Raw genomic sequence first — 23,397 nt, 5'->3', positions numbered from 1 at the left:
CCATGGACAACTGGCGAAAGTCGTCCTACTCCGGCGGCGGCGACGGCAACGAATGCGTCGAGATAGCCAACTCCCCCACCCACATAGCCGTCCGCGACTCCAAGACCCCCACCACCGCCACCCTCACCTTCCCCCCCGCCCCCTTCACCACCTTCCTCAACGCCCTCAAGAGCACCCCCCAAACTAAGTAACCCCGCGTAACCCCTCCTGCTAGCCTGCGCAGCACCGCGTATCGACAAGGCCAGGGGGACCGTCGTATGGGCGAAAGTACTGTCGGCGGGGACAGACCGCTGGTGATCGACCCGTTCGACGCGGTGCCCGGGCTCGCCCCGTTGCGTGACGCCGCGTGGGACGGGGACTGGGTGGCCACGCGGGCGTTCTTCGAAAAGATCCCCTCCGCCGAGGCCGAGGACGCCTCCTTCGCGGCAACGCTCCTCGCCGGAGTCGAGCGGACCGAGTGGTTCCTGGAGAAGGCCGCGAAGGCAGAGCCCGCCGACCCTCTCCCCCGCACCCTCCTCGCCGAGCGGTACATCCACCTCGGCTGGCGGGCCCGCGGCCGTGGCCTCGCCAAGGACGTCCCGTGGGACCAAGCCGAGTTGTTCCAGGACTGGCTGCACAAGGCGGAACGGCTGCTGATCGAGGTGTGCGCGGAGCATCCGGCGTACGTCCCGGCGTGGACCGCACGGCTGGCGACCGCCCGTGGGCTGAGCCTCGGGCAGTCCGAGGCGCGGCGGCGCTACGACCGGCTGGCGGAGCACCACCCGCACCACGTCGAAGCGCAGTCCCGGTTGCTGCAGCAGCTGTGCCCCAAGTGGGGCGGTTCATGGGAGGTGGCGCACGCCTTCGCCGGGGAGTGCGCGAGTGCCGCGCCGGACGGATCGCACGCCGGTGTCCTGGTCGCCGAGGCCCACATCGAGCACTTCATCGATCTGGAAGGCGCCCAGGCCACGGAGTACCTGCGGAACATATCGGTGCGCGACGAACTGCACCGCGCCGCCCGAGCGTCCGTCCTGCACCCCGACCACCCCCGCGACTGGCACTGGACCGGCGACCACAGCACCTTCGCCCTGGCCTTCTCCCTCGGCGGTCATCTCACCGACGCCGCCCCGCACTTCGCCGCCCTGGGCGACACGGCCTCCGAGTCCTTCTGGCGGTACCTGCCCGACTGGAAGAGCCGGTTCACGGAGTACCGCACCGCCGCGTCGGCGATGCTCTGAGGGAGGCGACACCCGACATGACCACACACGAGCACCCGCCCGCCCCGGACCTCGACTCCCTCGACGTCCTCGACAGCCTGGTCAGCCACACCACCGTCCACGGCATCCCCACCCTCTTCGCACCGCGCCCCGGCGAGATCACCGCCGGGCTCTTCTTCCGGGTGGGCCACGTCGACGAGACCCTGCCCACGGCCGGCCTCACCCACCTCGTCGAGCACCTCGCCCTGCACCGCCTGGGCCTGTCCGACCTGCACTACAACGGCGCCACGGCGGACACCTACACCCTCTTCCACGTCACCGGCGGCGAGGACGAGGTCGTCACGTATCTCAACAGCGTCTGCGCGGCGCTGGGCAACCTCCCGATGGACCGTCTGGAGACGGAGAGGGAGATCCTGCGCACGGAGGCGGGCAGCCGCGGGAAAGGCCCCCTGTCCCCGATGCCGCTCTGGCGTTACGGCGCCCAGGGCCACGGACTGTCCAGCTACGACGAACTCGGCACCTGGAGCCTGACGGCCGACCAGGTGCGCCAGTGGGCGAAGACCCGGTTCACCCGCGACAACGCGGTCCTGTGGCTCACCGGCGACCGGGTACCGGACGGCCTGGACCTCACCCTGCCCGCCGGCCGCCGCCTCCCCACCCCGGCCGCGACCAGCGCGCTGCCCGTCACGCCCGCCTACCTCCGCGGCGACGACGGCCACCTCGTCTTCACGTCCGTCCTGCGCCGCTCCACCGCCGCCGCCGTGTTCGCCGAGGTCCTGGGCCGTGCGCTCTTCCAGGACCTGCGTCAGAAGGGCGGGTACTCGTACTCGGCGGAGGCCGACTACTCCCCGCGCGACGCCGACTCCGCCACCCTCACCGCGTACGCCGACGCGCTGCCGCAGAAGCAGGACGCGGCGGTCGGCGCTTTCGTCGACACCTTCGCCCGACTGCGCGCGGGCCGCATCGAGCAGGCCGAACTGGACTCCGCGCGCGGGAAGTTGCTCAAGCGCTACGACGTCCCCGATCTCGGCGCGGCCCTGCTGCCGTCGTACGCGCTCAGTCTGCTGACCGGCCACCGGATCCTGACTCCCGAGCAGCACCGCGACGAACTCGGGGCGGTCGGCGTCGACGACCTGCGCGAGGTCGCCCGGGAGGCATGGGACGGCGGGCTGCTGCAGGTGCCGACCCGGGGCGCCGACTGGGCGGGGCTCACCCCCGCTCCCCGCTTCTCGCCGTCCGGGGTGTCCGGCACCCTGCACCCGTCCCTGGAGGACGACGACGTCACGCTGATCATCGGGGAGGCGGGGGTGACGCTGTCGACGCCGGGCGGCCTGGTCACCGTGCGGTACGACGCCTGCGCCGCGATGACCACCCGCCCCGACGGAGCCCGGCGCCTCACCGGCCTCGACGGCTTCCAGGTGGCCGTGGAGCCGACCCTGTTCGGGGAGGTCACGGCCGAGCGGATCGCCGTACTGGACAAGGCTGTTCCCGCCGCCGCGGTCGTCCCCCTGCCGGCCCGCCCGGCGGCGGAGATACCTCAGCCGCGCGACAGGCAGGCTCCCGCCGCACGGACCCCGGCGGACGAGTCCAAGCAGACGGAAGGCCAGAGAGCGATCGGGCGCGTGACGGGCCACTTCGTCCTCGTGACCACGCTGGCCACGCTGTTTCCCCCACTCATGATCGCTCTTGTCGTCAACGGGATACAGGAATCACCCTCGATAAGACTCGCCGCGATCGCCGGGTTCGCGCTGGAGTTCCTGCTGATCCGCGCCGCCCGCAACCTGTACCGGACCGGGCAGCCGACTACTCCACAGTGACCGACTTCGCGAGGTTCCGGGGCTGGTCCACCTCGTTGCCCCGGGCGGTCGCCAGCTCGCACGCGAACACCTGCAACGGCACCGTGGCCACCAGCGGTTGAAGCAGCGTCGGGGTCGCGGGGATCCGGATCAGGTGATCGGCGTACGGCACCACCGCCTCGTCCCCCTCCTCCGCGATCACGATCGTGCGCGCGCCCCGGGCCCGGATCTCCTGGATGTTGGACACGATCTTGTCGTGGATCACCGACCGCCCCCGGGGCGACGGCACCACCACCACGACCGGAAGATCCTCCTCGATCAGCGCGATCGGCCCGTGCTTCAACTCCCCCGCCGCGAAGCCCTCGGCGTGCATGTAGGCGAGTTCCTTCAGCTTCAGCGCGCCCTCCAGCGCCACCGGATACCCGACGTGCCGCCCGAGGAACAGCACGGTGTTCTTGTCGGCCAGCGACCGCGCCAGCTCCCGCACCGGCTCCATGGTCTCCAGCACCCGTTCGACCTCGCAGGAGATCCGTGAGAGGTCGCGGATGACGGCGGAGATCTCGTCGCCCCACTTGGTCCCGCGCACCTGCCCCAGGTACAGCGCCACCAGGTAGCACGCCACGAGCTGCGTCAGGAACGCCTTCGTCGACGCCACGGCGACCTCGGGCCCGGCGTGCGTGTACAGCACCGCGTCGGACTCCCGGGGGATCGTCGACCCGTTGGTGTTGCAGATCGCCAGCACCTTGGAACCCTGCTCACGGGCGTGCCGTAGCGCCATGAGGGTGTCCATGGTCTCCCCGGACTGCGAGATGGCGATCACGAGGGAGCGCGGTCCGAGGATCGGGTCCCGGTAGCGGAACTCGCTCGCCAGCTCCACCTCGCAGGGGATACGGGTCCAGTGCTCGATGGCGTACTTCGCGATGAGCCCCGCGTGGAAGGCCGTACCGCAGGCGACGATGACGACCTTGTCCACCTCCCGCAGCTCGGCGTCGCTGATCCGCACCTCGTCCAGCGTGAGCGAACCGGCCGCGTCGATACGGCCCAGGAGGGTGTCGGCGACCGCCTTCGGCTGCTCGGCGATCTCCTTGAGCATGAAGTAGTCGTAGCCGCCCTTCTCGGCGGCGGAGGCGTCCCAGTCGACGTGGAACGAGCGGACGTCGGCGGGCAGCCCGTCGAAGCCGGTGACGGTCACCCCGTCCCTGCGCAGCTCCACGACCTGGTCCTGGCCCAGCTCGATCGCGGACCGCGTGTGCGCGATGAACGCGGCGACATCGGAGGCGAGGAATGCCTCCCCCTCCCCCACCCCCACCACGAGCGGCGAGTTCCGCCGGGCGCCGACCACGACGTCCGGCGCGTCCGCGTGCACGGCGACCAGCGTGAACGCCCCCTCCAGCCGCCGGCACACCAGCCGCATCGCGTCCGCGAGGTCGGCGGTCACCGAGAACTCCTCGGCGAGCAGATGCGCGACGACCTCGGTGTCGGTCTCGGAGACGAGCGAGTGCCCCCGCTCCTCCAGCTCGGCCCGCAGAGCCGCGAAGTTCTCGATGATCCCGTTGTGGACGACCGACACCCGGCCGGCGTTGTCCAGATGCGGATGCGCGTTGGCGTCCGTCGGTCCGCCGTGCGTGGCCCAGCGGGTGTGCCCGATCCCGGTGGGCCCCGCCGGCAGCGGCCGGTCCACCAGCTCCTTCTCCAGATTGACCAGCCTCCCGGCCTTCTTGGCCGCCGCCAGCCCGCCGTCGGCGAGCACGGCGACACCCGCCGAGTCGTACCCCCGGTACTCCAGCCGCTTCAGCCCGGCCATCACGACATCGAGCGCCGACTGCGACCCCACGTATCCCACGATTCCGCACATGCGCGGCAGCCTAGGGGTCGAGGGCCGCCGGAACACGGCACTTCGTGCCCGATTCCGGATATTGCGGCAGCGGGCGACACCCCCTCACAGCCCGACGTGACCCACCCCACCCCCCACCCCGTTCAAACTCCGTTAACAATGGACTGTGATCTCTCCGGTCTCCCCGATGCCCCGGAGCGCCCACCGGCACAAGCCGGAGGCGACTCCCTACGTCGATCTCACCCGCTCCGAGTGGAGCGCGCTGCGGGAGAAGACGCCGTTGCCGCTCACCGCGGACGAGGTGGAAAAGCTGCGCGGTCTCGGTGACGTCATCGACCTCGACGAGGTGCGGGACATCTACCTCCCGCTGTCCCGGCTCCTCAACCTGTACGTCGGCGCCACGGACGGTCTCAGAGGCGCCCTGAACACCTTCCTGGGCGAACAGGGCTCCCAGTCGGGCACGCCGTTCGTCATAGGGGTCGCCGGTTCGGTCGCCGTCGGCAAGTCGACCGTCGCCCGTCTCCTCCAGGCGCTTCTCTCCCGCTGGCCCGAGCACCCCCGCGTGGAACTGGTGACGACCGACGGCTTCCTGCTGCCCACCAGGGAGCTCCAGGCTCGCGGGCTCATGTCGCGCAAGGGGTTCCCGGAGTCGTACGACCGCCGCGCGCTGACCCGGTTCGTCGCCGACATCAAGGCCGGCAAGGACGAGGTCACCGCCCCCGTCTACTCCCACCTGATCTACGACATCGTCCCCGACCAGCGGCTCACCGTCCGCCGCCCCGACATCCTGATCGTCGAGGGCCTGAACGTCCTGCAGCCCGCCCTCCCCGGCACGGACGGCCGCACCCGCGTCGGTCTCGCCGACTACTTCGACTTCAGCGTGTACGTCGACGCGAGCGCCGAGGACATCGAGCGCTGGTATCTCAACCGTTTCCGCAAGCTCCGCGCGACGGCCTTCCAGGACCCCGAGTCGTACTTCCGCAAGTACACCCAGGTGTCGGAGGAGGAGGCCGTCGACTACGCCGGCACCCTGTGGCGCACCATCAACAAGCCCAACCTGGTCGAGAACATCGCCCCCACCCGAGGCCGCGCCACCCTCGTCATCCGCAAGGGCCAGGACCACAAGGTGCGCAAGCTGAGCCTCCGCAAACTCTGAGGAGCGGCGCCTGTTAGAAAGGCGTCATGCTGCATCTGCGCCTGATCACACCGGCCGAGAAGACCGACGACGTGGTCCGTCTGATCGAGAAGACGGTCGGCACCGCACATCTCGTCGTGCTGCCGGGCGTCGCCCGCAACCCCGCGGGCGACGTCGTGATGTGCGACGCGGCCCGTGAGGCCGGCGACGAACTCATCGGCGGACTGAGGGAGTTGGGCCTCGACAGGACCGGCTCCATCGCCGTCGAGAACATCGACCTGTCGCTCTCCAAGCGCGCCGACAAGGCCGAGGACGAGGCACCCGGCGAGGGCGCGGACGCGGTGCTGTGGGAGCACCTGGCGGAGGCGACGCACGAGGAGTCGACGCTCTCCATCACGTACCTGGCCTTCCTCACGCTGGCCACGATGATCGCGGCCTGCGGTGTGGTGCTGGACAACGCGATCCTGATCGTGGGCGCGATGGCGGTGGGCCCGGAGTTCGGCCCGCTGGCCGGTATCAGCACGGCGGTCGTCCAACGCCGTCCCCGCCTCGCGGTGCGCTCGTTGGTCGCGCTGCTGGTGGGCTTCGCGGTGGCGATGGCGGCGACGGTCGGCTTCACGTGGTTCATGGACGCCCTGAACCTCTTCCACAAGGCCGACCTGGAGGGCCACCGCCCCAACACCGCCTTCGTGTACGCCCCGGACCCCTTCTCCTTCGTCGTGGCGGTCCTGGCGGGCATCGCGGGCACCCTGAGCCTGACGTCGGCGAAGTCGGGCGCCCTGGTGGGAGTGGCCATCTCGGTCACCACCGTCCCGGCGGCCGCGAACGCGGCGATCGCCCTGGCCTACGGCGACACGAACCAGACGGCCGGCTCGACGAACCAGCTCCTGCTGAACCTGCTCGGCATCGTCATGGCAGGCACTCTTACGCTGCTCTGTCAGAAATGGCTCTGGAAGAAGTCTTAGGGGCGCGGGGCCCGGTCCGATATGCGGCCCCGCCGCGTGGGCGCGACCAGCCACGACGGCGCCGCGGCCCGCAGTGCACGCCGATCCCCCACCCCTGCCCGGCAGTTCAGCCGAGCGCCGACTTCACCACATCGGCAAGCCGCCCGGCAACAGCCCGAGCCTGATCGATGTCCGCGGCCTCGACCATGACCCGCACCAACGGCTCGGTCCCGGACGGCCGCAGCAACACCCGCCCGGTCTCGCCGAGTTCCCGCTCGGCCTCGGCAACGGCCGTGGCCAGCTCCCCGGATGTCGAGACCCGCGACCGGTCCACATCCGGCACATTGATCAGCACCTGCGGCAACCGCTCCATGACGGAGGCGAGTTCCTTCAGCGACCGCCCGCTCGACGCCACCCGGGCGGCCAGCATCAGCCCGGTCAGCGTGCCGTCCCCGGTGGTCGCGTGATCGAGGATGATCACGTGCCCGGACTGCTCACCGCCCAGCGCGTACCCGTGCTCCTTCATCGCCTCCAGCACGTACCGGTCCCCGACGGCGGTCTGGACGATGTTGAGCCCCTCCCGCTCCATCGCCAGCTTGAACCCGAGGTTGGACATGACGGTGGCCACCACGGTGTCGGCCCGCAGAGCACCGAGCTCCCGCATCGCCAGCGCGATCACGGCCATGATCTGGTCGCCGTCCACCTCCTCGCCGGTGTGGTCGACGGCAAGGCACCGGTCCGCGTCCCCGTCGTGCGCGATGCCGAAGTCCGCACCGTGCTCGACGACGGCGGCCTTCAGCAGCCCGAGGTGCGTGGACCCGCAGCCCTCGTTGATGTTGAGCCCGTTCGGCTCGGCCCCGATCGTGACGATCTCCGCCCCGGCCCGCGAGAACGCCTCCGGCGACACCCGCGCGGCCGCTCCGTGCGCCTCGTCGAGGACGATCTTCAGCCCGTCGAGCCGGTTCGGCAGTACGGCGATCAGATGCGCCACGTACCTGTCGAAGCCCTCGGTGTACTCACGGACCCGGCCGACCCCGGCGCCGGTCGGCCGCTCCCAGGGCTCACCGCCCCGGTGCTCCTCGTAGACCGCCTCGATCCGCTCCTCCAGCGCGTCGTCGAGCTTGTGCCCGCCGCGCGCGAGGAACTTGACGCCGTTGTCGGGCATGGCGTTGTGGCTGGCGGAGAGCATGACGCCGAGGTCGGCGCCGAGCACGCCTGTGAGATACGCCACCGCGGGCGTCGGCAGCACACCGACCCGCAGGACGTCCACGCCGGCACTGGCGAGGCCCGCGATCACGGCGGCCTCCAGGAACTCCCCGGACGCGCGCGGATCGCGTCCGACGACCGCCGTCGCACGGTGGCCCTCGAACGAACCCGCCTCGGCCAGCACGTGCGCCGCCGCGACCGACAGACCGAGCGCCAGCTCGGCCGTCAGATCCGCGTTGGCGACACCGCGCACGCCGTCCGTGCCGAAGAGTCGTCCCACTTGTCCTCCTGAGGAAGCGGCAGTTACGGAGATCATCCGATCACATGAGCCCTTGAGCGCCTTGTGCCGTTATACGCCCAAGACGGTGATAAACGAACGCCCCGGCGGCACTGTGGCGTGCCGCCGGGGCGTTCGGACGTACGTCGTACGTACTGCTGACGTGCGAGTACGAGCTTGCAGGCAGCGAAGCTTAACGCTTGCTGTACTGCGGGGCCTTGCGGGCCTTCTTGAGACCGGCCTTCTTGCGCTCGACCGCACGGTCGTCGCGGCGGAGGTAACCGGCCTTCTTGAGGGCGGCGCGGTTGTTGTCCACGTCGGCCTCGTTCAGCGCGCGGGCCACGCCGAGGCGCAGGGCACCGGCCTGACCGGAGACGCCGCCACCCGAGATGCGGGCGATGACGTCGTAGCGGCCGTCGAGCTCGAGCACCTTGAAGGGCTCGTTGACTTCCTGCTGGTGGACCTTGTTCGGGAAGTAGTCCTCGAGCGTGCGCCCGTTGACCTTCCACTTGCCGGTGCCGGGCACGATGCGAACGCGCGCGATGGCGTTCTTGCGGCGGCCCAGGCCGGCGGCCGGCTGCGGGTCGCCGAAGCGGCCGGCGAGGGACTCCGAGGTGTACTCACCCTCGACGGGGACCTCGGACTCGGTGGTGTAGCTCTCGATGTCGACGAGCTCGGTCTCGGTCTCTTCGACCGGCTGCTCAACAGTGGTCTCGGCCACGATGCTCCTCAGATTCTTTTCTGTTTGGGGTGTGGCCGGAACTACTGCGCGACCTGGGTGATCTCGAACGGCACCGGCTGCTGCGCAGCGTGCGGGTGCACGTCGCCCCTGTAGACCTTCAGCTTCGACAGCATCTGACGGCCCAGGGTGTTCTTGGGGATCATGCCCTTGATGGCCTTCTCGACGGCCTTCTCGGGGTTCTTCGACAGCAGCTCGTCGTAACGGACGGAGCGCAGACCACCCGGGAAGCCGGAGTGGCGGTACGCCAGCTTCTGGGTCTTCTTGTTGCCGGACAGGTGAACCTTGTCGGCGTTGATGATGATGACGAAGTCGCCCATGTCCATGTGCGGGGCATAGGTCGGCTTGTGCTTGCCACGGAGGAGGTTCGCGGCAGTGGTAGCCAGACGGCCCAGGACGATGTCCTGAGCGTCGATGACATGCCACTGGCGAGTCACATCGCCGGGCTTGGGGCTGTATGTACGCACTTCGCAGCCTTCTTCTTCAGTGGATTAGGTGCAGACACATGGCATCACTGAAGCGATCGTGCAGTTGGGGACGACAATGGCCGGGGCACCGCCCGTATGCCGCCCACTGGAAACTGCTCCAGGGAACCTAGGTAGAGGCTTCTCTCGTATGAACGAGCGGGCCAATACACAACGAAGGTGCAGGATACCCGGGGTTCCACGGACGGGTCAAAACGAGTCCCCGGCGACGCCTTCGCGGCCGATGACGACACCTCCGCGGCCGAGATGTGCATGTGCGCCGGAAAGGTCCCCCGGACCGGTGTCCACAGGCCCGACAGCACCTCCCGTACCCCGTCTAAGATGCGCCTCATGAGCTTTGGGCAGCAGGGGGAACCCCCGTCCCAGTGGGATCCCTGGAAACCGCAGTCGCAGCAGCCGTGGAGCAGCGGCGGGGGCGAGCAGACCCCGGACTGGGCCGCGCTCGCCGAGGCCTCCGAGATCCGTAACAGGCGGCGTCGGGTGCTCTTCATCGCCGGCGGCGCGCTTGCCACGGTCGCGATAGGCACCGCGGTGGCGATGGCCGTCGTATCGGCGAACAACGGCGACGAGGCGAACAAGCCGACCGGCTCACTGCCGGTGACCGCCGACATCCCGAGCGCCACCGGGACCGCGCCGTCGTTCGCGCCGACCAGCGCTCCGCCGCCGCTGGACCCGAAGGAGTTCATCGCCAGCAAGGCGAAGGACACGGCCCCGCTGAGCGCGCAGATCCTCTTCCCGGGCACGCAGCTGACCATGGGCTCGACCGTGTACAAGAAGGGGACGACGGCCGACACGAAGAACTGCGCCGCCGCCGACGCCGTCCAGCCCAGTCTCGGAAAGCTCCTCAAGGCCAACAGCTGCACCGAGTTCATGCGCGTCAGCTACACCAAGGACGGCGTCTCGGTGACCGTCGGCGTGGCCGTCTTCGACACCGAGGCCCAGGCCGCGAAGGCGAAGGGCAAGGTCGACACCAAGAAGGACATCGTCAGGTCGCTGTCCGGTGGCGCGGTCAAGGCCTTCTGCAACTCCGCGATCTGCCGCACGACCTCGAACTCCTACGGCCGCTACGCCTACTTCACCATCGCCGGCTTCGCGAACGGCAAGAACGTGACGGAGAAGGACACCGCGGTCTTCGGCATCGGCGACAACCTGGCCGAGTTCACCTTCCGCCAGATCCACCGCCGCGGCGAGGCCCAGGCGTCGACGGCCGCGAGCGGCTGATCCGGCGCGCCGAAGCGCGCCGGATCCGGCTCGGTCAGGCCTTCTCCCGGGACCCGCTCAGGGCGGGCTCGGGGCGTGGGACGACGGGTTCGGGCCGGCTGTCGGCCGTCCGCCCGCCGGGTGTCGTCCTGAAGACCCAGGTGCGGTAGGACCAGAAGCGGAAGAGGGTCGCGACGCCGATGCCGAGGAACTTGCTGATGTTGGTGGCGAGCGTGCTGTCCCAGCCGAGGCCGTAGGTCGTCGCGTAGAGCACCGAGTTCTCGATGACCAGGCCGATCGCGCTGAAGAGGAGGAAGAGCGTCAGCTCCTTCCTCCGGCTGTTGCGGTCCTCCTGGTCCCGGTTCCGGTACGCGAAGTAGCGCAGCCCGAGGTAGTTGCTGATGATCGCGACCACCGTGGCCAGGACGCTCGCCCTGACGGTCTGCCAGTCCGTGACCGTCCTGACGAGGTTGAAGACCGCGAGATTGACCACGAAGCCCGAGGCACCCACCATGCCGAACTTCGCGATCTCGCGGTACAGCTTCCCCCACCGGGAGGGAAGCGCGTGGCGTCCGCTGACCATCACGCTCAGTCCCGTCGGTTGCGCATTCGCAGTCGCAGCGGCACCAGCGCCGACTCCAGCTGCGTCGCGAGGCTCATCTTGGAGACGCCCTCGGTGCGCTCCTCGAAACGGATCGGTATCTCGACCGCGCTGTGTCCGGCCCGCACGGCCTTGAACTTCAGCTCGACCTGGAAGCTGTAGCCGGCGCTGTCCAGGGTCGCGAGGTCGATGTCGCGCAGGGTGGCGGCCGACCACAGGTTGAAGCCCGCGGTGATGTCCCGGATCTTGGTGCCGAGCACGGTCCTGGCGTAGCGGTTGGCGAAGCGGGAGAGCAGGACGCGGTGCCTGCCCCACTCCTCGTCCAGCGAGCCGCCCTCCACGTACCGGCTGCCGACGACCAGGCCCACCCCGGACGCCATGGCCGTGCCGAGCATGCGTGGGACCGCTTCCACGGGGTGGCTGCCGTCGGCGTCCATCTGCACGACGTACTCGGCGCCCTCCTCGAGAGCGGCGCTCATACCCGCGACGTACGCCCGCCCGAGCCCGTCCTTCTCGGTCCGGTGCAGCACACTCATCCTGCGCCGCCCGGCGGGCAGGTGGGCGTTGTACTTCTCCGCGAGCTCCTCGGCGATCCGCCCGGTGCCGTCCGGACTGGAGTCGTCGACGACCTTCAGGTGCAGCCCGTCGATCGGCAGCCCGAGAACCAGCTCGGCCATCCGCGGCAGGTTCGGTGCCTCGTTGTAGGTGGGCATCACCACGGTGACGCGGGTACCCCCCAGGTCATACGTCATTTCTTTCCCTCCCCAATTGATTACTCCCCCCGCCGGACGCGGGTCGTCCCGCGTCCGGAACCCAACTCAGGCATGCACCTTGCGCTTGGCGGCGTCGTCCTCGTCCTTGGACGGGTCGTCCGTCGCCGCGCGTGTCCTTTCGAGGAGCACGAGCTGGAGGTATTGCAGCTTCTTGGTCTTCACGACCTTGAAGCTCTTCTGGATCGCGGTCGCCGTCGTCTTCGGCATGCCGCTGAACGGCTGCCCGTCGGGCGTCGTCGACACGAGCCACAGTCGGTCGGCCTTGGCCAGGCACCTCGCGGAATCCGGGCATTCGAGCGCCCCGAACGACCCCAGTTCCTGCGGGGTGCGGTACATCAGCGTGTCGCGCGGGCGGCCGGCGTCGTCCCGCAGTTCGTAGTCCATGGCCCGGCGTTCGGACATCACACCGCTGAAGACGATGCCGTCGCCCTTCTTCTGCCCGGCCTCGATGAGCTGGGCGGCGCCGCGGAAATCGGGCTCGCCCAGTGCGTTGTGCCGGGTCTCACGGATGCCGGGCAGCGACTGGAAGGCGATCGCGGCGACCGCTGCCGCCACGAGCACCCAGCCGAAGCCTCGCCGCGCCGCCGCTCCCGTACCGGCCTTCGCCCCGGCCACCGGTCCTGCGATCCGCACCACGGCGACGGCGGCCAGCAATACCCAGGCGGGCGCGGTGAAGAGCAGATAGCGCGGCAGGAAGAGGTGCAGCTGCGCGGCGGTGGCGTAGGTCGCCAGGGGCGGCAGCACGATCCAGACGGCCAGCGGAAGGGCACGCCGTCCCGCGAAGAACAGCCCGAGCGCGCCGAGCGCCATGACCGGCACGGCCACCGCCCAGGCCCCGAAGAGGTTCTTGGGGAAGTCGATCAGGTCCTTCAGCACCGGATTGTTCCAGGCGATCTGTCCGCTCTGCCCCGAGCCGGAGATCGCCGTGGGAAGGACGAAACACAGGCCCAGCGTGCAGGCCGCGGCATAGGCCCAGCCCACGATCTTGTCGCCGTCCCGCCGAGCGATGAGGATCATCACCAGATGCGCGCCGAGGACAGCCATCGAGGCAAGGTGGCTCCAGCCGATCAGCGGCACCGACAGCGTGTAGGCGACCCACACCTTGAACGACGGCTTGTCCAGCGCCCTGGCGAGCAGCAGTGTCGACAGCAGTACCGCGGCCACCGCGAAGGCGTACGGGCGGATCTCCTGCCCGTACCGCGTGGTGACCGGCACGACGGCGAAGGCAAGCCCCGCGAGCAGTCCCACCTGTGTGGTAAACAGCCGCCGCCCGAGCAGGGCCAGCAGGCCCGCGGAGGCCGCCATGGCCACCGCACCGGGGATGCGCATCGCGGTCGGGGAGTCCCCGGCGAGGGTGATCCAGAGGTGCATGAGCACGTAGTACGGCGTGAACACGACGTCGATCGAGCGGATCAGCAGGCTCAGGTCGTGAAGGGACAGTGTGGCCGCCCACCAGGTGGCGTGCTCGTCGCGCCACAGCTGGCGGTCGCCGATCCCGCGCAGGATCAGGGCGAGGGCGAGCGCCGTGGGCAGCAGAAAGACCACCGCGGTGGCAAGCCGCCCGCCCTTCGGGCCCTCGGGCTCCTCGTCGGCCGGCTCGTCCGTGGGTGGCTGCGGGTCGACCGGTTCCGGAGCGGCGGGCTCGGGAGCGTACGAGTCCTGCCGGCCCGGATACCCGCCCGGATCGGCGTACTGACCGGGAGCGCCGTACGTGCCCGGCTCGGCGTAGCCGCCCTGGCCGCCGGCATACGTGCCCTGCCCGGCGTAGGCGCCCTGTTCCGCGTAGGGATCGTGGCCGCCCGGGGCGTCGGGGTACCCGCCACCGTACGGAGCGGGGGCATGGGGACTCATCGCTTCACCCAAATCCGGTAGGCGGAGTCTCCGCTGCTCGTGGTGTAGGGGAACACGGCCGCCAGCCGGTAGTGGGAGTTGTTCTTCAACCCCTCCTGCACCGCTTCGTACGTCACCGGGCTGACATTGCCGTGCATCACGATCGCGTCGAACTTTCCGTCACGGACGGCCTGCCGGAACGCGTCGGGGCCGGTGTACTGCTTGCCGTCCTTGCCGCGGTAGTCCATGAAGTAGGAGTTCTGCCACTGCGTCCAGTTGGTCTTGTCCCGCAGGTAGTAGGCGGGGACCTCCTGCTCCTCGGCGAGGTAGGTGCCCTTCCTGTCGACAACCGTGCGCAGGTACGAGGTCATCTGCGTGGAGTCCGGGAAGCTGTACGCCTGTTGGGCCTGCACCATGCCGAACACGAGAGTGACGACGTACAGCAGGATCCCGAGCTGTGGATGCCGGAAGTGCGGGCCGACCAGGCGGGCCATGCCGAGGCCGGCCAGCGGCGCGGCGAAGAACAGTCCGAAGCCGACGTGCTTGTAGAGCGAGATCTCGGTGTGGAGGTGGATCTGGTAGGCGGGAGCGAGCAGCGCGGTGCCGGTCAGCAGCAGGCCGAGCGCGGTGCGCCGCCAGCGCCCCGAGGTCTCGCCGCCGATCCACGGCATCTCGCCCATCCGCGCGCGCAGCACGTAGGCGATCGTGCCGCCGAGCGCGGCCAGGAAGACCAGCCCGCCCCACTCCGCGCTGTGCTGGAGCATCGTCGCCGCCGTGTCCGTGCCCTTCGCACGGTCGGTGGTGGTGGAGCTGATGCCGCCCAGCGGACCGGAGAAGTAGTAGCCGATCCCGAGCAGGGCCCCGATGCCCGTACCCAGCACCACACCACGGCCCAGCGCGAGAACGCCGCGGTGCCGGTGCGCGGTGATCACTGCGAGAACCACCAGGGTCGGGAGGTACAGACCGGAGGCGTACTTCACGCCGAACGCCAGTGCGGCCGGCGGTGCCGCGAGCAGCACGGCCATGGCATTCATCCGGTCGGTGCGCACCACCGCCCAGGCGGACAGTCCGAGCAGGAAGATGGCAGCGGCGTCGTACGTGGCGAAGTTGCCGAGCACCATCGTCGACTGGAGCACCGAGAAGAGCGCGGCCGCGCCGAGTGCGGCACGCAGGTTGAACAGCCGCCGGGTCAGCGAATAAAGCAGCGTGGTGGCACCCAGCATGAACAGCAGGCTGACCACGCGTACGCCGGCGAGGCCGAACTGGCTGTCCACGGCGCCGGCGAGCACTGGATACAGCTTGGGGTGCCCGGAGAAGTAGGCCGCGAAGTCCACCGGCAGTTTGGTGCCGTGCAGGAGGTTCGCCAGTTCGTAGTGGCCCGACGCGATGTAGAGCGCCTCGTCCTGGAAGGCCGTCCCGGTCAGCCGCAGGGAGAGCCCCGCCTGCACGAGCAGAATGCACAGCAGCACTCCGCGCCCGAGCAACTTGCTGCGCCGCGTGTCCACCGCCCACGACGACTCCGCGACAGGCGGCAGCGTGTAGCCGGGCTTCTTCGGCTCGGGCTCAGCGGCCGCGGGGGCCGCCCGCTCGGGCTCGACGGCGGTGTAGGAGGCGTACGGGTCGAAGGGCGCGAAGGTGTCGTACGCCTGCTGGTCGGTGTACGAGGATGTCCGGCCGTGGACGTCGAAGCGCCAGCTGCCGGTCTCGGTGAAATAGCCGGGCTGGTAGCCGCCGCCCTGTTCCTGGTCCGGCGAGTGGGCCGGCGAGTGGTCCGGCTCCGCCTGCGGGCGGGTCCGGGCCTGCTGCGCATACTGCCGCAGGCTCTCCCGCTGCGCGTACTGCCGGCCGCTGTCCTCGGCGTGACCGTACTGCTGCTGGTCGGTCCGGCTGTACTGCTGCCCGTACGCGTATTCGTCATGCAACTCGGACTCGTCCGCCCAGGTGGGCGTGGTCGGATCGCTCATGGCTTCGTCACATCGAATCCGAAGTCCGGGTTCGCGGCCTGCTCCTTGAAGGTCTTCTCGGACAGCGGACCGCTGTTGATGCGCCAGTCCGTCTCCTTGTCGAAGTTGAACCAGACGAACCCGATGACGTCGTCGCGCTCGGCGGTCCCCTGGAAGAGGGACTTGATGTCGGCGGGCTTGCGCTCACCGGCCTGCGCGGCGGTCTCCGCGATGATGAACGGTTTCTTCGTGAAGGTACGGATCGCTGTCATCGTCGGCCCGTACAGCGTCCGGTACGTGCTCGGGCCGGTGGCCCCGTAGTAGCCGATGACACCGACCCAGTCGACGTAGTCGTCGCCCGGCCAGTACGGCTTGAGCTTCACGTTCGGCATCGGGTGGGTGACGTTAGGGCTCCACACCCAGATGACCTGGGTGGCGCCCTCGTCGTCGAAGATGTCGTGGATGTGCTTGTACGCGGCGGTGAACTCGGCGGCGGTGGTCTTCTTGGTGCCCCACGGGTACCAGAAGCCGTTCATCTCGTGCGCGAAGCTGATCGCCACGGGCAGGTTCAGTTCCTGGACGGACTTCGCGTACTCGTGGATGTACGCGTCCTCCTTGCCCGAGGCGATGTCCTTCATGCTCGTCTTGAACGGCTCCCAGGCGATGAACGCCACCGCGCCGTAGTCCCAGGAGTTCTGCACCAGCCGCTGCTCGTACTGGTCGCCCCAGGCCGAGTAGAACTCCAGCAGGTTGGGCTTCTTGCCGGCCCGCCCGGCGAAGTCCTCGACGGACGTCATCTTGGCGGGGGCACCGTCGGCGGCCAGCCCCAGGTACTTCTTCTTGGGTTCCAGCAGCGGCCGCACGTCGTACGGCGGCTCGGGCTTCGCCGACTCGCTGGCCTCAGCGGTGCCGGTGGCGGCCGGGTTCTCGCCCTGGCCGCGCTCGTACTGGGTGCGGCCCTCGTCGGAGAACGTGCTGCATCCGGCCGACAGCGCGCCGACGAGCAGGACGGCGGCCAGCGCCCGCACAGGACGCAGAGCTCGTACGTGGCGTACGGAGAAAGTCATGCGGTCGCTTCCTGCACTTCCTGGGCATGCGGCTGGACGAGAACACGGCCGACGACCATGGCGTAGAAGAGGCCGGCGGACAGCATCAGCGCGAAGTCCGGCGGATAGAGGGTGAGCAGGCGCCAGGCCGCGACGAGGATCCAGGCCACGGCGGTGCCGCCGGTCCAGAGGATCATGCAGTTCCAGTAGCGGCGCATGCCGTTCTTCTTGGCGCCCTCCGAACCGGTGGGCTTCCAGCCCATCGGGCGGCCCCGCAGCACGTCCCAGACGGCGAAGACGTGCGACCACCCGTACATGATGCGGACGGCCCAGGCCTCCAGCCGGTACGGCGCCCGGTGCCAGAGCGGCAGCACCAGCGTGACGTACGCGACACTCGGCAGCACCCAGAGGGTGGCCTCGGCTCGCATCAGGTCCGGGCGAAGGATCATCAGACCGAGCGGGATGATCGGCGCGATGAACGTGGCGAGCGCGGTCTGGAGGTAGTAGAGGAACCCCGACACGTAACAGAGCCGCGTCTTGAACTTGAGGTCCATCTCCCAGAACCGCTTGCTGGTGAGCAGCTCCAGCGAGCCCATGCACCAGCGGTACTGCTGGTTGTGGAACGCACCGGCGGTGTCCGGGCACACGCCGGCGGACAGCGCTACGGGCACGTAGCGCAGTTTCCAGCCGAGGGCCCGCAGATCGAAGCCGGTGTACATGTCCTCGGAGTGCTCGATCAGCGTGATGCCGCCGGTCTGCTCCAGGGCCGCGCGCCGGTAGATGGCGCAGGAGCCCACACAGATGGACCCGTCATGGTCCTCACGGGAGGTCTGGACGGAGCGGTAGAACTGCTCCTGCACGGCGCCCGCGCCTCGCTCGATCCAGTTCTGCGCGTCGACGATGCGGAAGAACTGCGGCGACTGCACGATGGCGACCTTCTCGTCGTCGTCCATGTGCGGCAGCAGCTCGTCGAGCAGGTCGGCGCGCGGCGCGAAGTCGGCGTCCAGGATGAGGATGTGGTCGCCGTCGGTCCTCTCGAAGGCGTGGTTGAGGTTGCCGGCCTTCTTGAACCAGCCGCGGTTGGGCCGCACCACGTAGTGGAACCCGAAGTCGGCGGCCATGGCCCCGACCTCGTCCTCGGCGGCGTCGTCGAGGACGTACGTCCTCACGACGCCCTGATAGCTGCCGGCCAGCCGGTTCACATGGACCCAGGTGTTGTGCAGCACCTCCAGCGGCTCCCCGCACACCGGCAGGAAGATGTCCACGCTCGGATACCTGGCCGGCCGCCACTCGCGGACGAGACGCTTGTGCCCCTTGACGTCGAAGTCCTTGCTGAGCCCGTCGAGGTACAGCGAGATCAGGTAGTCCGCGATGATGAACGCCAGCAGGGGCAGTGTCAGCCAGAACCACGGACTCGACGCCGTGAACAGGAGCTGGCTCACCCCGAGGCACGCGAAACTGATCAGCGACCCCACCGTCAGAACCCACAGGTGACGGCGCGTGTAGGAGTACTTCTCGACGTCGTCCGGCGGCTGCGGCAAGAGCCCGTGGTTCTCCACGACCCGCCGACGCCGACGCGAGCGCGTGGAAGCGTCAACTGCACTAGTCATCAAACCCCCCAGGGCCTCCCGGCCCTGCCTACCCCACCCGAATGTTCGGCCATCCCCATAAATCGAACTCTCGACCGGACCACGAAAGCATAACCGGGTTCTCTCTTTACGTCTCAACTCTCTTGTTAAGCGATGGTTTCATCACGGGTCACAGGGGTAACAGAGATGCCGCACAGCCGGGACGGGTGACGATCTCGACGCGATGCGCACCCCGCAGTGCACAATCTGGCCAACTGGTGATAGGAACAACCACTTAGTCTTCACGTTTGTGCCGTACCTGTGACCGTTCCGGGCGCGGACACCAGAGGGGGGTCCCGATTTGCCCGGGTTTTCCATGCCCGCACGCGGTGGGCGCCACCGCAGTCGGCGGCGCACGTGGCTGCTCTCCATCGTGGCCGTGGCCACTGCCGCACTGATCGGCACGACGATCAGCCTGGTGGCGTCCTCGGCCCAGGCCGACCAGACCACCCAGGGCGTCGACAACCTGCGCACCAGCTGGGACCAGAACGAGTCGGGGCTCTCCCCTGCGGTGGTCCAGTCGTCCGCCTTCGGCCGGCTCTTCGCCACCAAGCTGGACGGGCAGATATACGCCCAGCCGCTGGTGCTCGGCGACCAGGTGATCTCGGTCACCGAGAGCAACACCCTGTACGGGCTCGACCGCGCCACCGGTGAGATCGAGTGGAGCAAGAACTACGGACCCGCCTGGCCGGCCTCGGCGATCGGCTGCGGTGACCTGGTGCCCAACATCGGGGCGACCGCAACCCCCGTCTACGACTCCGCCACCGACTCCCTCTACTTCACCACCAAGGTCGACGACGGCACCTCCACGCACCGTCACCCGCAGTGGCTGATGCACGCGGTGGACCCGGCCTCCGGAGCCGAGCGCCCGGGGTGGCCGGTCACCATCGCCGGCAGCCCGATCAACGACCCGGGCAACGAGTTCGACGCGTTCTACGAACAGCAGCGCCCCGGCCTGCTGTTGATGGACGGCGTGGTCTACGCGGGCTTCGGCGGCCACTGCGACGCGTGGCCGTACCGCGGCTATGTGGTCGGCGTGAGCACCACCGCGCACAGCATCACCTCGATGTGGGCCGCGGTGACCGGTGCCAGCACGGGCGGCGCCGGCATCTGGCAGTCGGGCGGCGGCCTGGTCTCCGACGGCTCCGGCCGGATCTTCTTCAGCACCGGCAACGGCATCAGCCCGGCGCCCGGACCGGGCAAGACCGTGCAGGGAACCCTCGCCGAGTCCGTCGTACGCCTCCAGGTGGGCGCGGACAACAGCCTCAGCACCGCTGACTTCTTCAGCCCGAGCGACGCCTCCACCCTGGATCTCAACGACCAGGACATCTCCTCGGGCGCCCCCATGGCGCTGCCGGACGGCTTCGGCACCACCGAGCACCCGCACCTGCTGATCCAGCAGGGCAAGGACGGGCGGATCTTCCTGCTCGACCGGGACAACCTCGGCGGCATGGGCCAGGGAGCCCAGGGCGGCGACGCCGCGGTGAGCATGTCCGGCCCCTACCAGGGCATGTGGGGGCACCCCGCGTTCTGGGGCGGCGACGGCGGCTATGTCTACGTCGTCGGCAACCAGGGGCCGCTGCGCGCGCTCAAGTACGGCGTCCGCAACGGCGGCACGCCCGCGCTCACTCTCACCGGCCAGAGCCAGGACACCTTCGGCTACACCAGCGGCTCGCCCCTGGTCACCTCCGACGGCACGGACGAGTCCAGCGCCCTGGTGTGGATGACCTCCGCGAGCAACGCCTCCGGCGCCGACGGCACCCTGCGCGCCTACGGCCCCACCCCCGACGGCAACGGCCATCTCCCCCTGCTGTGGTCCGCGCCGATCGGCACGGCGACGAAGTTCAGCACGCCGACCGCCGAGCGCGGCAAGGTGTACGTCGGCACCCGGGACGGTGTGCTGTACGGCTTCGGCAGCCCCGCCAGAACCGCTCTGACCGCGGCCTCGCTCGACTTCGGCCAGGTCGGTGTCGGCAGCAGCGACTCGGCCACGATGAAGGTGACGGCCACACAGGACGTCAGCATCACCGGGCTCAAGGCCTCCGGCGCGTTCACGGTCGACCCGTCCGCCGTACCCACCCCCGAGCAGCCCACGGCGCTGGCGGCGGACGCCACCCTGGACGTACCGATCAGCTTCGCCCCCACGACCACCGGCGGCATCAGCGGCACGCTGACCGCGAACCTGTCGGACGGCCAGAAACTGGTCTTCGCCCTCCATGGCGTCGGCACCCGGCCCGGTCTCGGGGCGGCACCCACCGCCCTGGACTTCGGGGAAGTGCCCACCGGCAGCACCTCGACACTGAACCTCCAGGTCACCAACACCGGTACCGCACCGGAGACCATCGACTCGATCGCCTCGCCCACCGGCGTCTTCTCCACCTCGGGGCTGCCCAGCGCGGGCACGGTCGTGCCGGCCGGCGGCTCGTTCGTGCTCTCGGTCACCTACACGCCGACCGGCGACCAGGACGACAACGACGCACTCGTGATCAGCAGCAGCAGCGACGACACGCACACGCTGAGCGTGCCGATCACCGCGACGGCCATCACGGGACAGGGACACCTGGAGTTCTCCCCGAGCTCCCTGGACTTCGGCCAGGTCCCGATCGGCAGCTCGAAGTCCCTCTCGTTCACCATCACCAACACCGGCAACATCCCGGTGACCGTGACCAAGGCCAAAGCGCCGACGGGTGACTTCAACAGCCCGGTGCAGCTGTCGGAGGGCCTGATCATCGGTCCCGAGCAGACCGCCGTGCAGAGCGTGACGTTCACTCCGCGCTCGGCTGCGGATCTGAGCGCCTCCTACGAGGTCACCGGTACCGGCACCGACGCGAACGGCAACGCCCAGGGCGCCATGTACGTGCCGATCAAGGGCACCGGTACCGGCTCCGCCACGACCACCTCGGCCGCCGACGGTAAGTGGCAGACCAACGGCTCGGCGGTACCGGCCGACGGCGGCGGGGTCCAGCTGACCCCGGCCACCAGCTATCAGGCGGGCACCGCGGTGTACACCGAGCCGCTGCGCACCGACGGTCTGCGCGCCACCTTCACCGCGAAGTTCGGCCCCGGCAACGGCGGGAAGGGCATGACGCTCGCTCTGCTCGACCCGGCCCAGAACTCCGCCTCGGCACTGGGCGAGACCGGTGACGGCCTCGGCATCGCGGGTCGGCCGGGCACGGTGATCGCGCTCGGCAGCGGCTACAACGACACGATCAAGGCACAGAACTTCGTGGGCGTCGGCCGCAGTTCGGCCGACTCGTCTGCCATCGACTACCAGTCGGTGGTCCCCCTCGGCACCGCCCTGCGCCAGGGCACGCACCAGGTCGACATCCAGGTGGCCGCCGGTCACGTGTACGTCTGGATCGACGGGACGCAGGTGATGGACGCGACAGCGACGCTGCCGTCCACCGCGCTCCTGGCCTTCTCCGGTGCCACCGGCGACAGCGCCGACGTGCAGACGGTGAGCGGCCCGGTCATCAGCCAGGGAGCGCCCCCGGCGCCGGGGCCGAAGGCAGCGACCTCGCTGCTTCTCACCGCCCCGGGCACAGCCGTCCCGGGCCGGTCGTTGACCGTCCAGGGCACGTTGACCTCGACCGCGGCGCTCGCCGCGGGCCAGGTCGTCCACCTGACGCGCAACGGAACGGCGCTGCCCGATGCGACGGCGAAGGCGGACGGTTCCTTCACCGTCACCGACACCCCGCCGGCGGAGGGCACATACACCTACGCGGCGAGTTACGCGGGCGACACCACCCACGAGACGGCGAGCGCGTCGAACCTCGTCCAGGTCGCCAAGCTGTCCACCTCGGTCACTGTGACGGCTCCGGCCACGGCCACCCGCGCGCAGAAGCTGACGGTGTCCGGCACGCTCTCCGGCTCGCCCTTCGCCACCGGTGGGGTCGTCAAGGTGACGAAGACCGACCTCGCGCACCCGTCCGGCGGCGCACTCCCCGACGCGAAGGTCGCCGCGAACGGTTCGTTCACGTTCACGGACACCCCGCAGATCGGCGGCGCCAACACCTACAAGGTGTCCTACGGCGGCGACATCTCACACAAGCCGGGCAGCAGCACCGCCACCACCCAGGTGTCCCGTGCCGCGACGGCCCTGACCATCACCACCGACCACGCGACGTACGACTACGCCCAGTCCGCGAAGATCACCGCGCATCTCGGCACGACGTACAACAGCCGTACGGTGGCGATCTACGCCCAGCCGTACAGCGGCAGCAAGGTCTTGGTGAAGTCCGGCACGGTGGACTCCCACGGCAACCTGACGGGGTCCTACAAGCTCAGCCGCAACACCACGTTCAGCGCGGTGTTCACGGGCGACTACCGGTACGCCCCGAAGACCGTCGCCCGCGCCGTGCACACCCATGCGGGCGTCTCGGAGAAGCTGGCCGGCTACTACACGAACACGCAGTACGGAAGCACCACATACCGGGTGTACCACCGCACCGTCAAGGAGCAGCTGAACGTCACCGTCTCCCCCAACAAGGCCGGCCAGTGCGTCCTGTACCGCGTCCAGCGCTACTACAGCAGCGCCTGGCACACACAGAGCACCACGTCCTGCTCCGCCCTCAGCTCCACCAGCACCGGCCGTCAGCAGATGTCTCTGACCAACTCCGTCAACAGCAGGTTCCGCGTGGCCGCGCAGTACGTCCACAGCAGCCGGGACAACACCAACCTCAGCACCTGGGGCGCCTGGCAGTACTTCACCGTCAGGCAGTGAGCACGACGGAGACCGGCTGAACAGCCCCGCCCCGGCACACG

At 69.4% G+C, this 23,397-nt stretch carries 17 protein-coding genes; 7 read left to right on the top strand and 10 right to left on the bottom strand.

Annotated features, from left to right (window positions below):
- The first annotated feature begins 2 nt into the window (after positions 1 to 2).
- The 3 genes from OHT57_RS30385 to OHT57_RS30375 all read left to right on the top strand — a co-directional run bounded on the left by OHT57_RS30385 (position 3) and on the right by OHT57_RS30375 (position 3,013).
- Complete coding sequence (locus OHT57_RS30385; protein ID WP_328749728.1) at positions 3 to 191, top strand: DUF397 domain-containing protein; 189 nt, start codon at positions 3 to 5, stop codon at positions 189 to 191.
- A gap of 66 nt (positions 192 to 257) precedes the next feature.
- Positions 258 to 1,217, top strand: a complete 960-nt coding sequence (locus OHT57_RS30380) for a hypothetical protein (protein ID WP_328749727.1) — start codon at positions 258 to 260, stop codon at positions 1,215 to 1,217.
- 17 nt (positions 1,218 to 1,234) lie between these two features.
- Positions 1,235 to 3,013 carry a M16 family metallopeptidase gene (locus OHT57_RS30375; RefSeq protein ID WP_328749726.1) on the top strand — a complete coding sequence of 593 codons (1,779 nt, stop codon included), beginning with the start codon at positions 1,235 to 1,237 and terminating at the stop codon, positions 3,011 to 3,013.
- On the opposite strand, the gene glmS is transcribed toward OHT57_RS30375, so the two are convergent.
- Positions 3,000 to 4,847 carry a glutamine--fructose-6-phosphate transaminase (isomerizing) gene (gene glmS, locus OHT57_RS30370; protein WP_328749725.1) on the bottom strand — a complete coding sequence of 616 codons (1,848 nt, stop codon included), beginning with the start codon at positions 4,845 to 4,847 and terminating at the stop codon, positions 3,000 to 3,002. The two genes, OHT57_RS30375 and glmS, sit on opposite strands and share 14 nt — an antisense overlap.
- Positions 4,848 to 5,013: 166 nt before the next feature.
- On the opposite strand from glmS, the gene coaA reads away from it, so the two are divergent.
- Both coaA and OHT57_RS30360 read left to right on the top strand, forming a co-directional pair.
- On the top strand, positions 5,014 to 5,982 hold the full coding sequence (gene coaA / locus OHT57_RS30365) for a type I pantothenate kinase (protein ID WP_328749724.1): 969 nt from the start codon (positions 5,014 to 5,016) through the stop codon (positions 5,980 to 5,982).
- 26 nt (positions 5,983 to 6,008) lie between these two features.
- Positions 6,009 to 6,926, top strand: coding sequence for a DUF389 domain-containing protein (locus OHT57_RS30360; RefSeq protein ID WP_328749723.1), 918 nt, complete (start codon positions 6,009 to 6,011; stop codon positions 6,924 to 6,926).
- A gap of 106 nt (positions 6,927 to 7,032) precedes the next feature.
- Here the strand turns inward: OHT57_RS30360 and glmM are convergent, their stop codons facing one another.
- The 3 genes from glmM to rplM all read right to left on the bottom strand — a co-directional run bounded on the left by glmM (position 7,033) and on the right by rplM (position 9,594).
- Positions 7,033 to 8,391, bottom strand: a complete 1,359-nt coding sequence (gene glmM / locus OHT57_RS30355; protein ID WP_328749722.1) for a phosphoglucosamine mutase — start codon at positions 8,389 to 8,391, stop codon at positions 7,033 to 7,035.
- 190 nt (positions 8,392 to 8,581) lie between these two features.
- Complete coding sequence (gene rpsI / locus OHT57_RS30350) at positions 8,582 to 9,109, bottom strand: 30S ribosomal protein S9 (protein WP_043676862.1); 528 nt, start codon at positions 9,107 to 9,109, stop codon at positions 8,582 to 8,584.
- 41 nt (positions 9,110 to 9,150) lie between these two features.
- Complete coding sequence (gene rplM, locus OHT57_RS30345) at positions 9,151 to 9,594, bottom strand: 50S ribosomal protein L13 (RefSeq protein ID WP_328749721.1); 444 nt, start codon at positions 9,592 to 9,594, stop codon at positions 9,151 to 9,153.
- A 348-nt stretch (positions 9,595 to 9,942) separates the two neighbouring features.
- Here rplM and OHT57_RS30340 point away from each other — a divergent pair, with 348 nt between their 5' ends.
- Complete coding sequence (locus OHT57_RS30340; RefSeq protein WP_328749720.1) at positions 9,943 to 10,833, top strand: hypothetical protein; 891 nt, start codon at positions 9,943 to 9,945, stop codon at positions 10,831 to 10,833.
- Between the two features lie 34 nt (positions 10,834 to 10,867).
- Here the strand turns inward: OHT57_RS30340 and OHT57_RS30335 are convergent, their stop codons facing one another.
- From OHT57_RS30335 to OHT57_RS30310, 6 genes are all read right to left on the bottom strand, one after another.
- The gene (locus tag OHT57_RS30335) at positions 10,868 to 11,395 is read right to left on the bottom strand and encodes a GtrA family protein (protein ID WP_328749719.1); all 528 of its coding nucleotides are present in this window, start codon (positions 11,393 to 11,395) and stop codon (positions 10,868 to 10,870) included.
- Between the two features lie 5 nt (positions 11,396 to 11,400).
- Positions 11,401 to 12,165 carry a polyprenol monophosphomannose synthase gene (locus OHT57_RS30330; RefSeq protein ID WP_328749718.1) on the bottom strand — a complete coding sequence of 255 codons (765 nt, stop codon included), beginning with the start codon at positions 12,163 to 12,165 and terminating at the stop codon, positions 11,401 to 11,403.
- Positions 12,166 to 12,231: 66 nt separating this feature from the next.
- On the bottom strand, positions 12,232 to 14,037 hold the full coding sequence (locus OHT57_RS30325; RefSeq protein ID WP_328749717.1) for a glycosyltransferase family 39 protein: 1,806 nt from the start codon (positions 14,035 to 14,037) through the stop codon (positions 12,232 to 12,234).
- Complete coding sequence (locus OHT57_RS30320; RefSeq protein WP_328749715.1) at positions 14,034 to 15,980, bottom strand: ArnT family glycosyltransferase; 1,947 nt, start codon at positions 15,978 to 15,980, stop codon at positions 14,034 to 14,036. The genes OHT57_RS30325 and OHT57_RS30320 overlap by 4 nt, the downstream gene beginning before the upstream one ends.
- Positions 15,977 to 17,026 (bottom strand): glycoside hydrolase family 26 protein, encoded by a 1,050-nt coding sequence (locus tag OHT57_RS30315; RefSeq protein ID WP_328749714.1) that lies wholly within the window; start codon positions 17,024 to 17,026, stop codon positions 15,977 to 15,979. The genes OHT57_RS30320 and OHT57_RS30315 overlap by 4 nt, the downstream gene beginning before the upstream one ends.
- The gene (locus OHT57_RS30310) at positions 17,023 to 18,615 is read right to left on the bottom strand and encodes a glycosyltransferase family 2 protein (protein WP_328749713.1); all 1,593 of its coding nucleotides are present in this window, start codon (positions 18,613 to 18,615) and stop codon (positions 17,023 to 17,025) included. The genes OHT57_RS30315 and OHT57_RS30310 overlap by 4 nt, the downstream gene beginning before the upstream one ends.
- Before the next feature lie 334 nt (positions 18,616 to 18,949).
- On the opposite strand from OHT57_RS30310, the gene OHT57_RS30305 reads away from it, so the two are divergent.
- Positions 18,950 to 23,356: an Ig-like domain-containing protein gene (locus tag OHT57_RS30305; RefSeq protein WP_328749712.1), complete on the top strand. Its 4,407-nt coding sequence runs from the start codon at positions 18,950 to 18,952 to the stop codon at positions 23,354 to 23,356.
- Positions 23,357 to 23,397: the final 41 nt, after the last annotated feature.

Source organism: Streptomyces sp. NBC_00285 (assembly GCF_036174265.1).
Lineage (GTDB): Bacteria > Actinomycetota > Actinomycetes > Streptomycetales > Streptomycetaceae > Streptomyces.
This window is presented reverse-complemented; position numbering and strand designations above follow the sequence as displayed.

Bases quoted from the DNA above. Each gene is read 5' to 3' on its own strand.
- OHT57_RS30385 (WP_328749728.1), top strand. From the start codon at position 3: ATGGACAACTGGCGAAAGTCGTCCTACTCCGGCGGCGGCGACGGCAAC.
- OHT57_RS30380 (WP_328749727.1), top strand. From the start codon at position 258: ATGGGCGAAAGTACTGTCGGCGGGGACAGACCGCTGGTGATCGACCCG.
- OHT57_RS30375 (WP_328749726.1), top strand. From the start codon at position 1,235: ATGACCACACACGAGCACCCGCCCGCCCCGGACCTCGACTCCCTCGAC.
- glmS (WP_328749725.1), bottom strand. From the start codon at position 4,847: ATGTGCGGAATCGTGGGATACGTGGGGTCGCAGTCGGCGCTCGATGTC.
- coaA (WP_328749724.1), top strand. From the start codon at position 5,014: ATGCCCCGGAGCGCCCACCGGCACAAGCCGGAGGCGACTCCCTACGTC.
- OHT57_RS30360 (WP_328749723.1), top strand. From the start codon at position 6,009: ATGCTGCATCTGCGCCTGATCACACCGGCCGAGAAGACCGACGACGTG.
- OHT57_RS30340 (WP_328749720.1), top strand. From the start codon at position 9,943: ATGAGCTTTGGGCAGCAGGGGGAACCCCCGTCCCAGTGGGATCCCTGG.
- OHT57_RS30335 (WP_328749719.1), bottom strand. From the start codon at position 11,395: ATGGTCAGCGGACGCCACGCGCTTCCCTCCCGGTGGGGGAAGCTGTAC.
- OHT57_RS30330 (WP_328749718.1), bottom strand. From the start codon at position 12,165: ATGACGTATGACCTGGGGGGTACCCGCGTCACCGTGGTGATGCCCACC.
- OHT57_RS30325 (WP_328749717.1), bottom strand. From the start codon at position 14,037: ATGAGTCCCCATGCCCCCGCTCCGTACGGTGGCGGGTACCCCGACGCC.
- OHT57_RS30320 (WP_328749715.1), bottom strand. From the start codon at position 15,980: ATGAGCGATCCGACCACGCCCACCTGGGCGGACGAGTCCGAGTTGCAT.
- OHT57_RS30315 (WP_328749714.1), bottom strand. From the start codon at position 17,026: ATGACTTTCTCCGTACGCCACGTACGAGCTCTGCGTCCTGTGCGGGCG.
- OHT57_RS30310 (WP_328749713.1), bottom strand. From the start codon at position 18,615: ATGACTAGTGCAGTTGACGCTTCCACGCGCTCGCGTCGGCGTCGGCGG.
- OHT57_RS30305 (WP_328749712.1), top strand. From the start codon at position 18,950: ATGCCCGCACGCGGTGGGCGCCACCGCAGTCGGCGGCGCACGTGGCTG.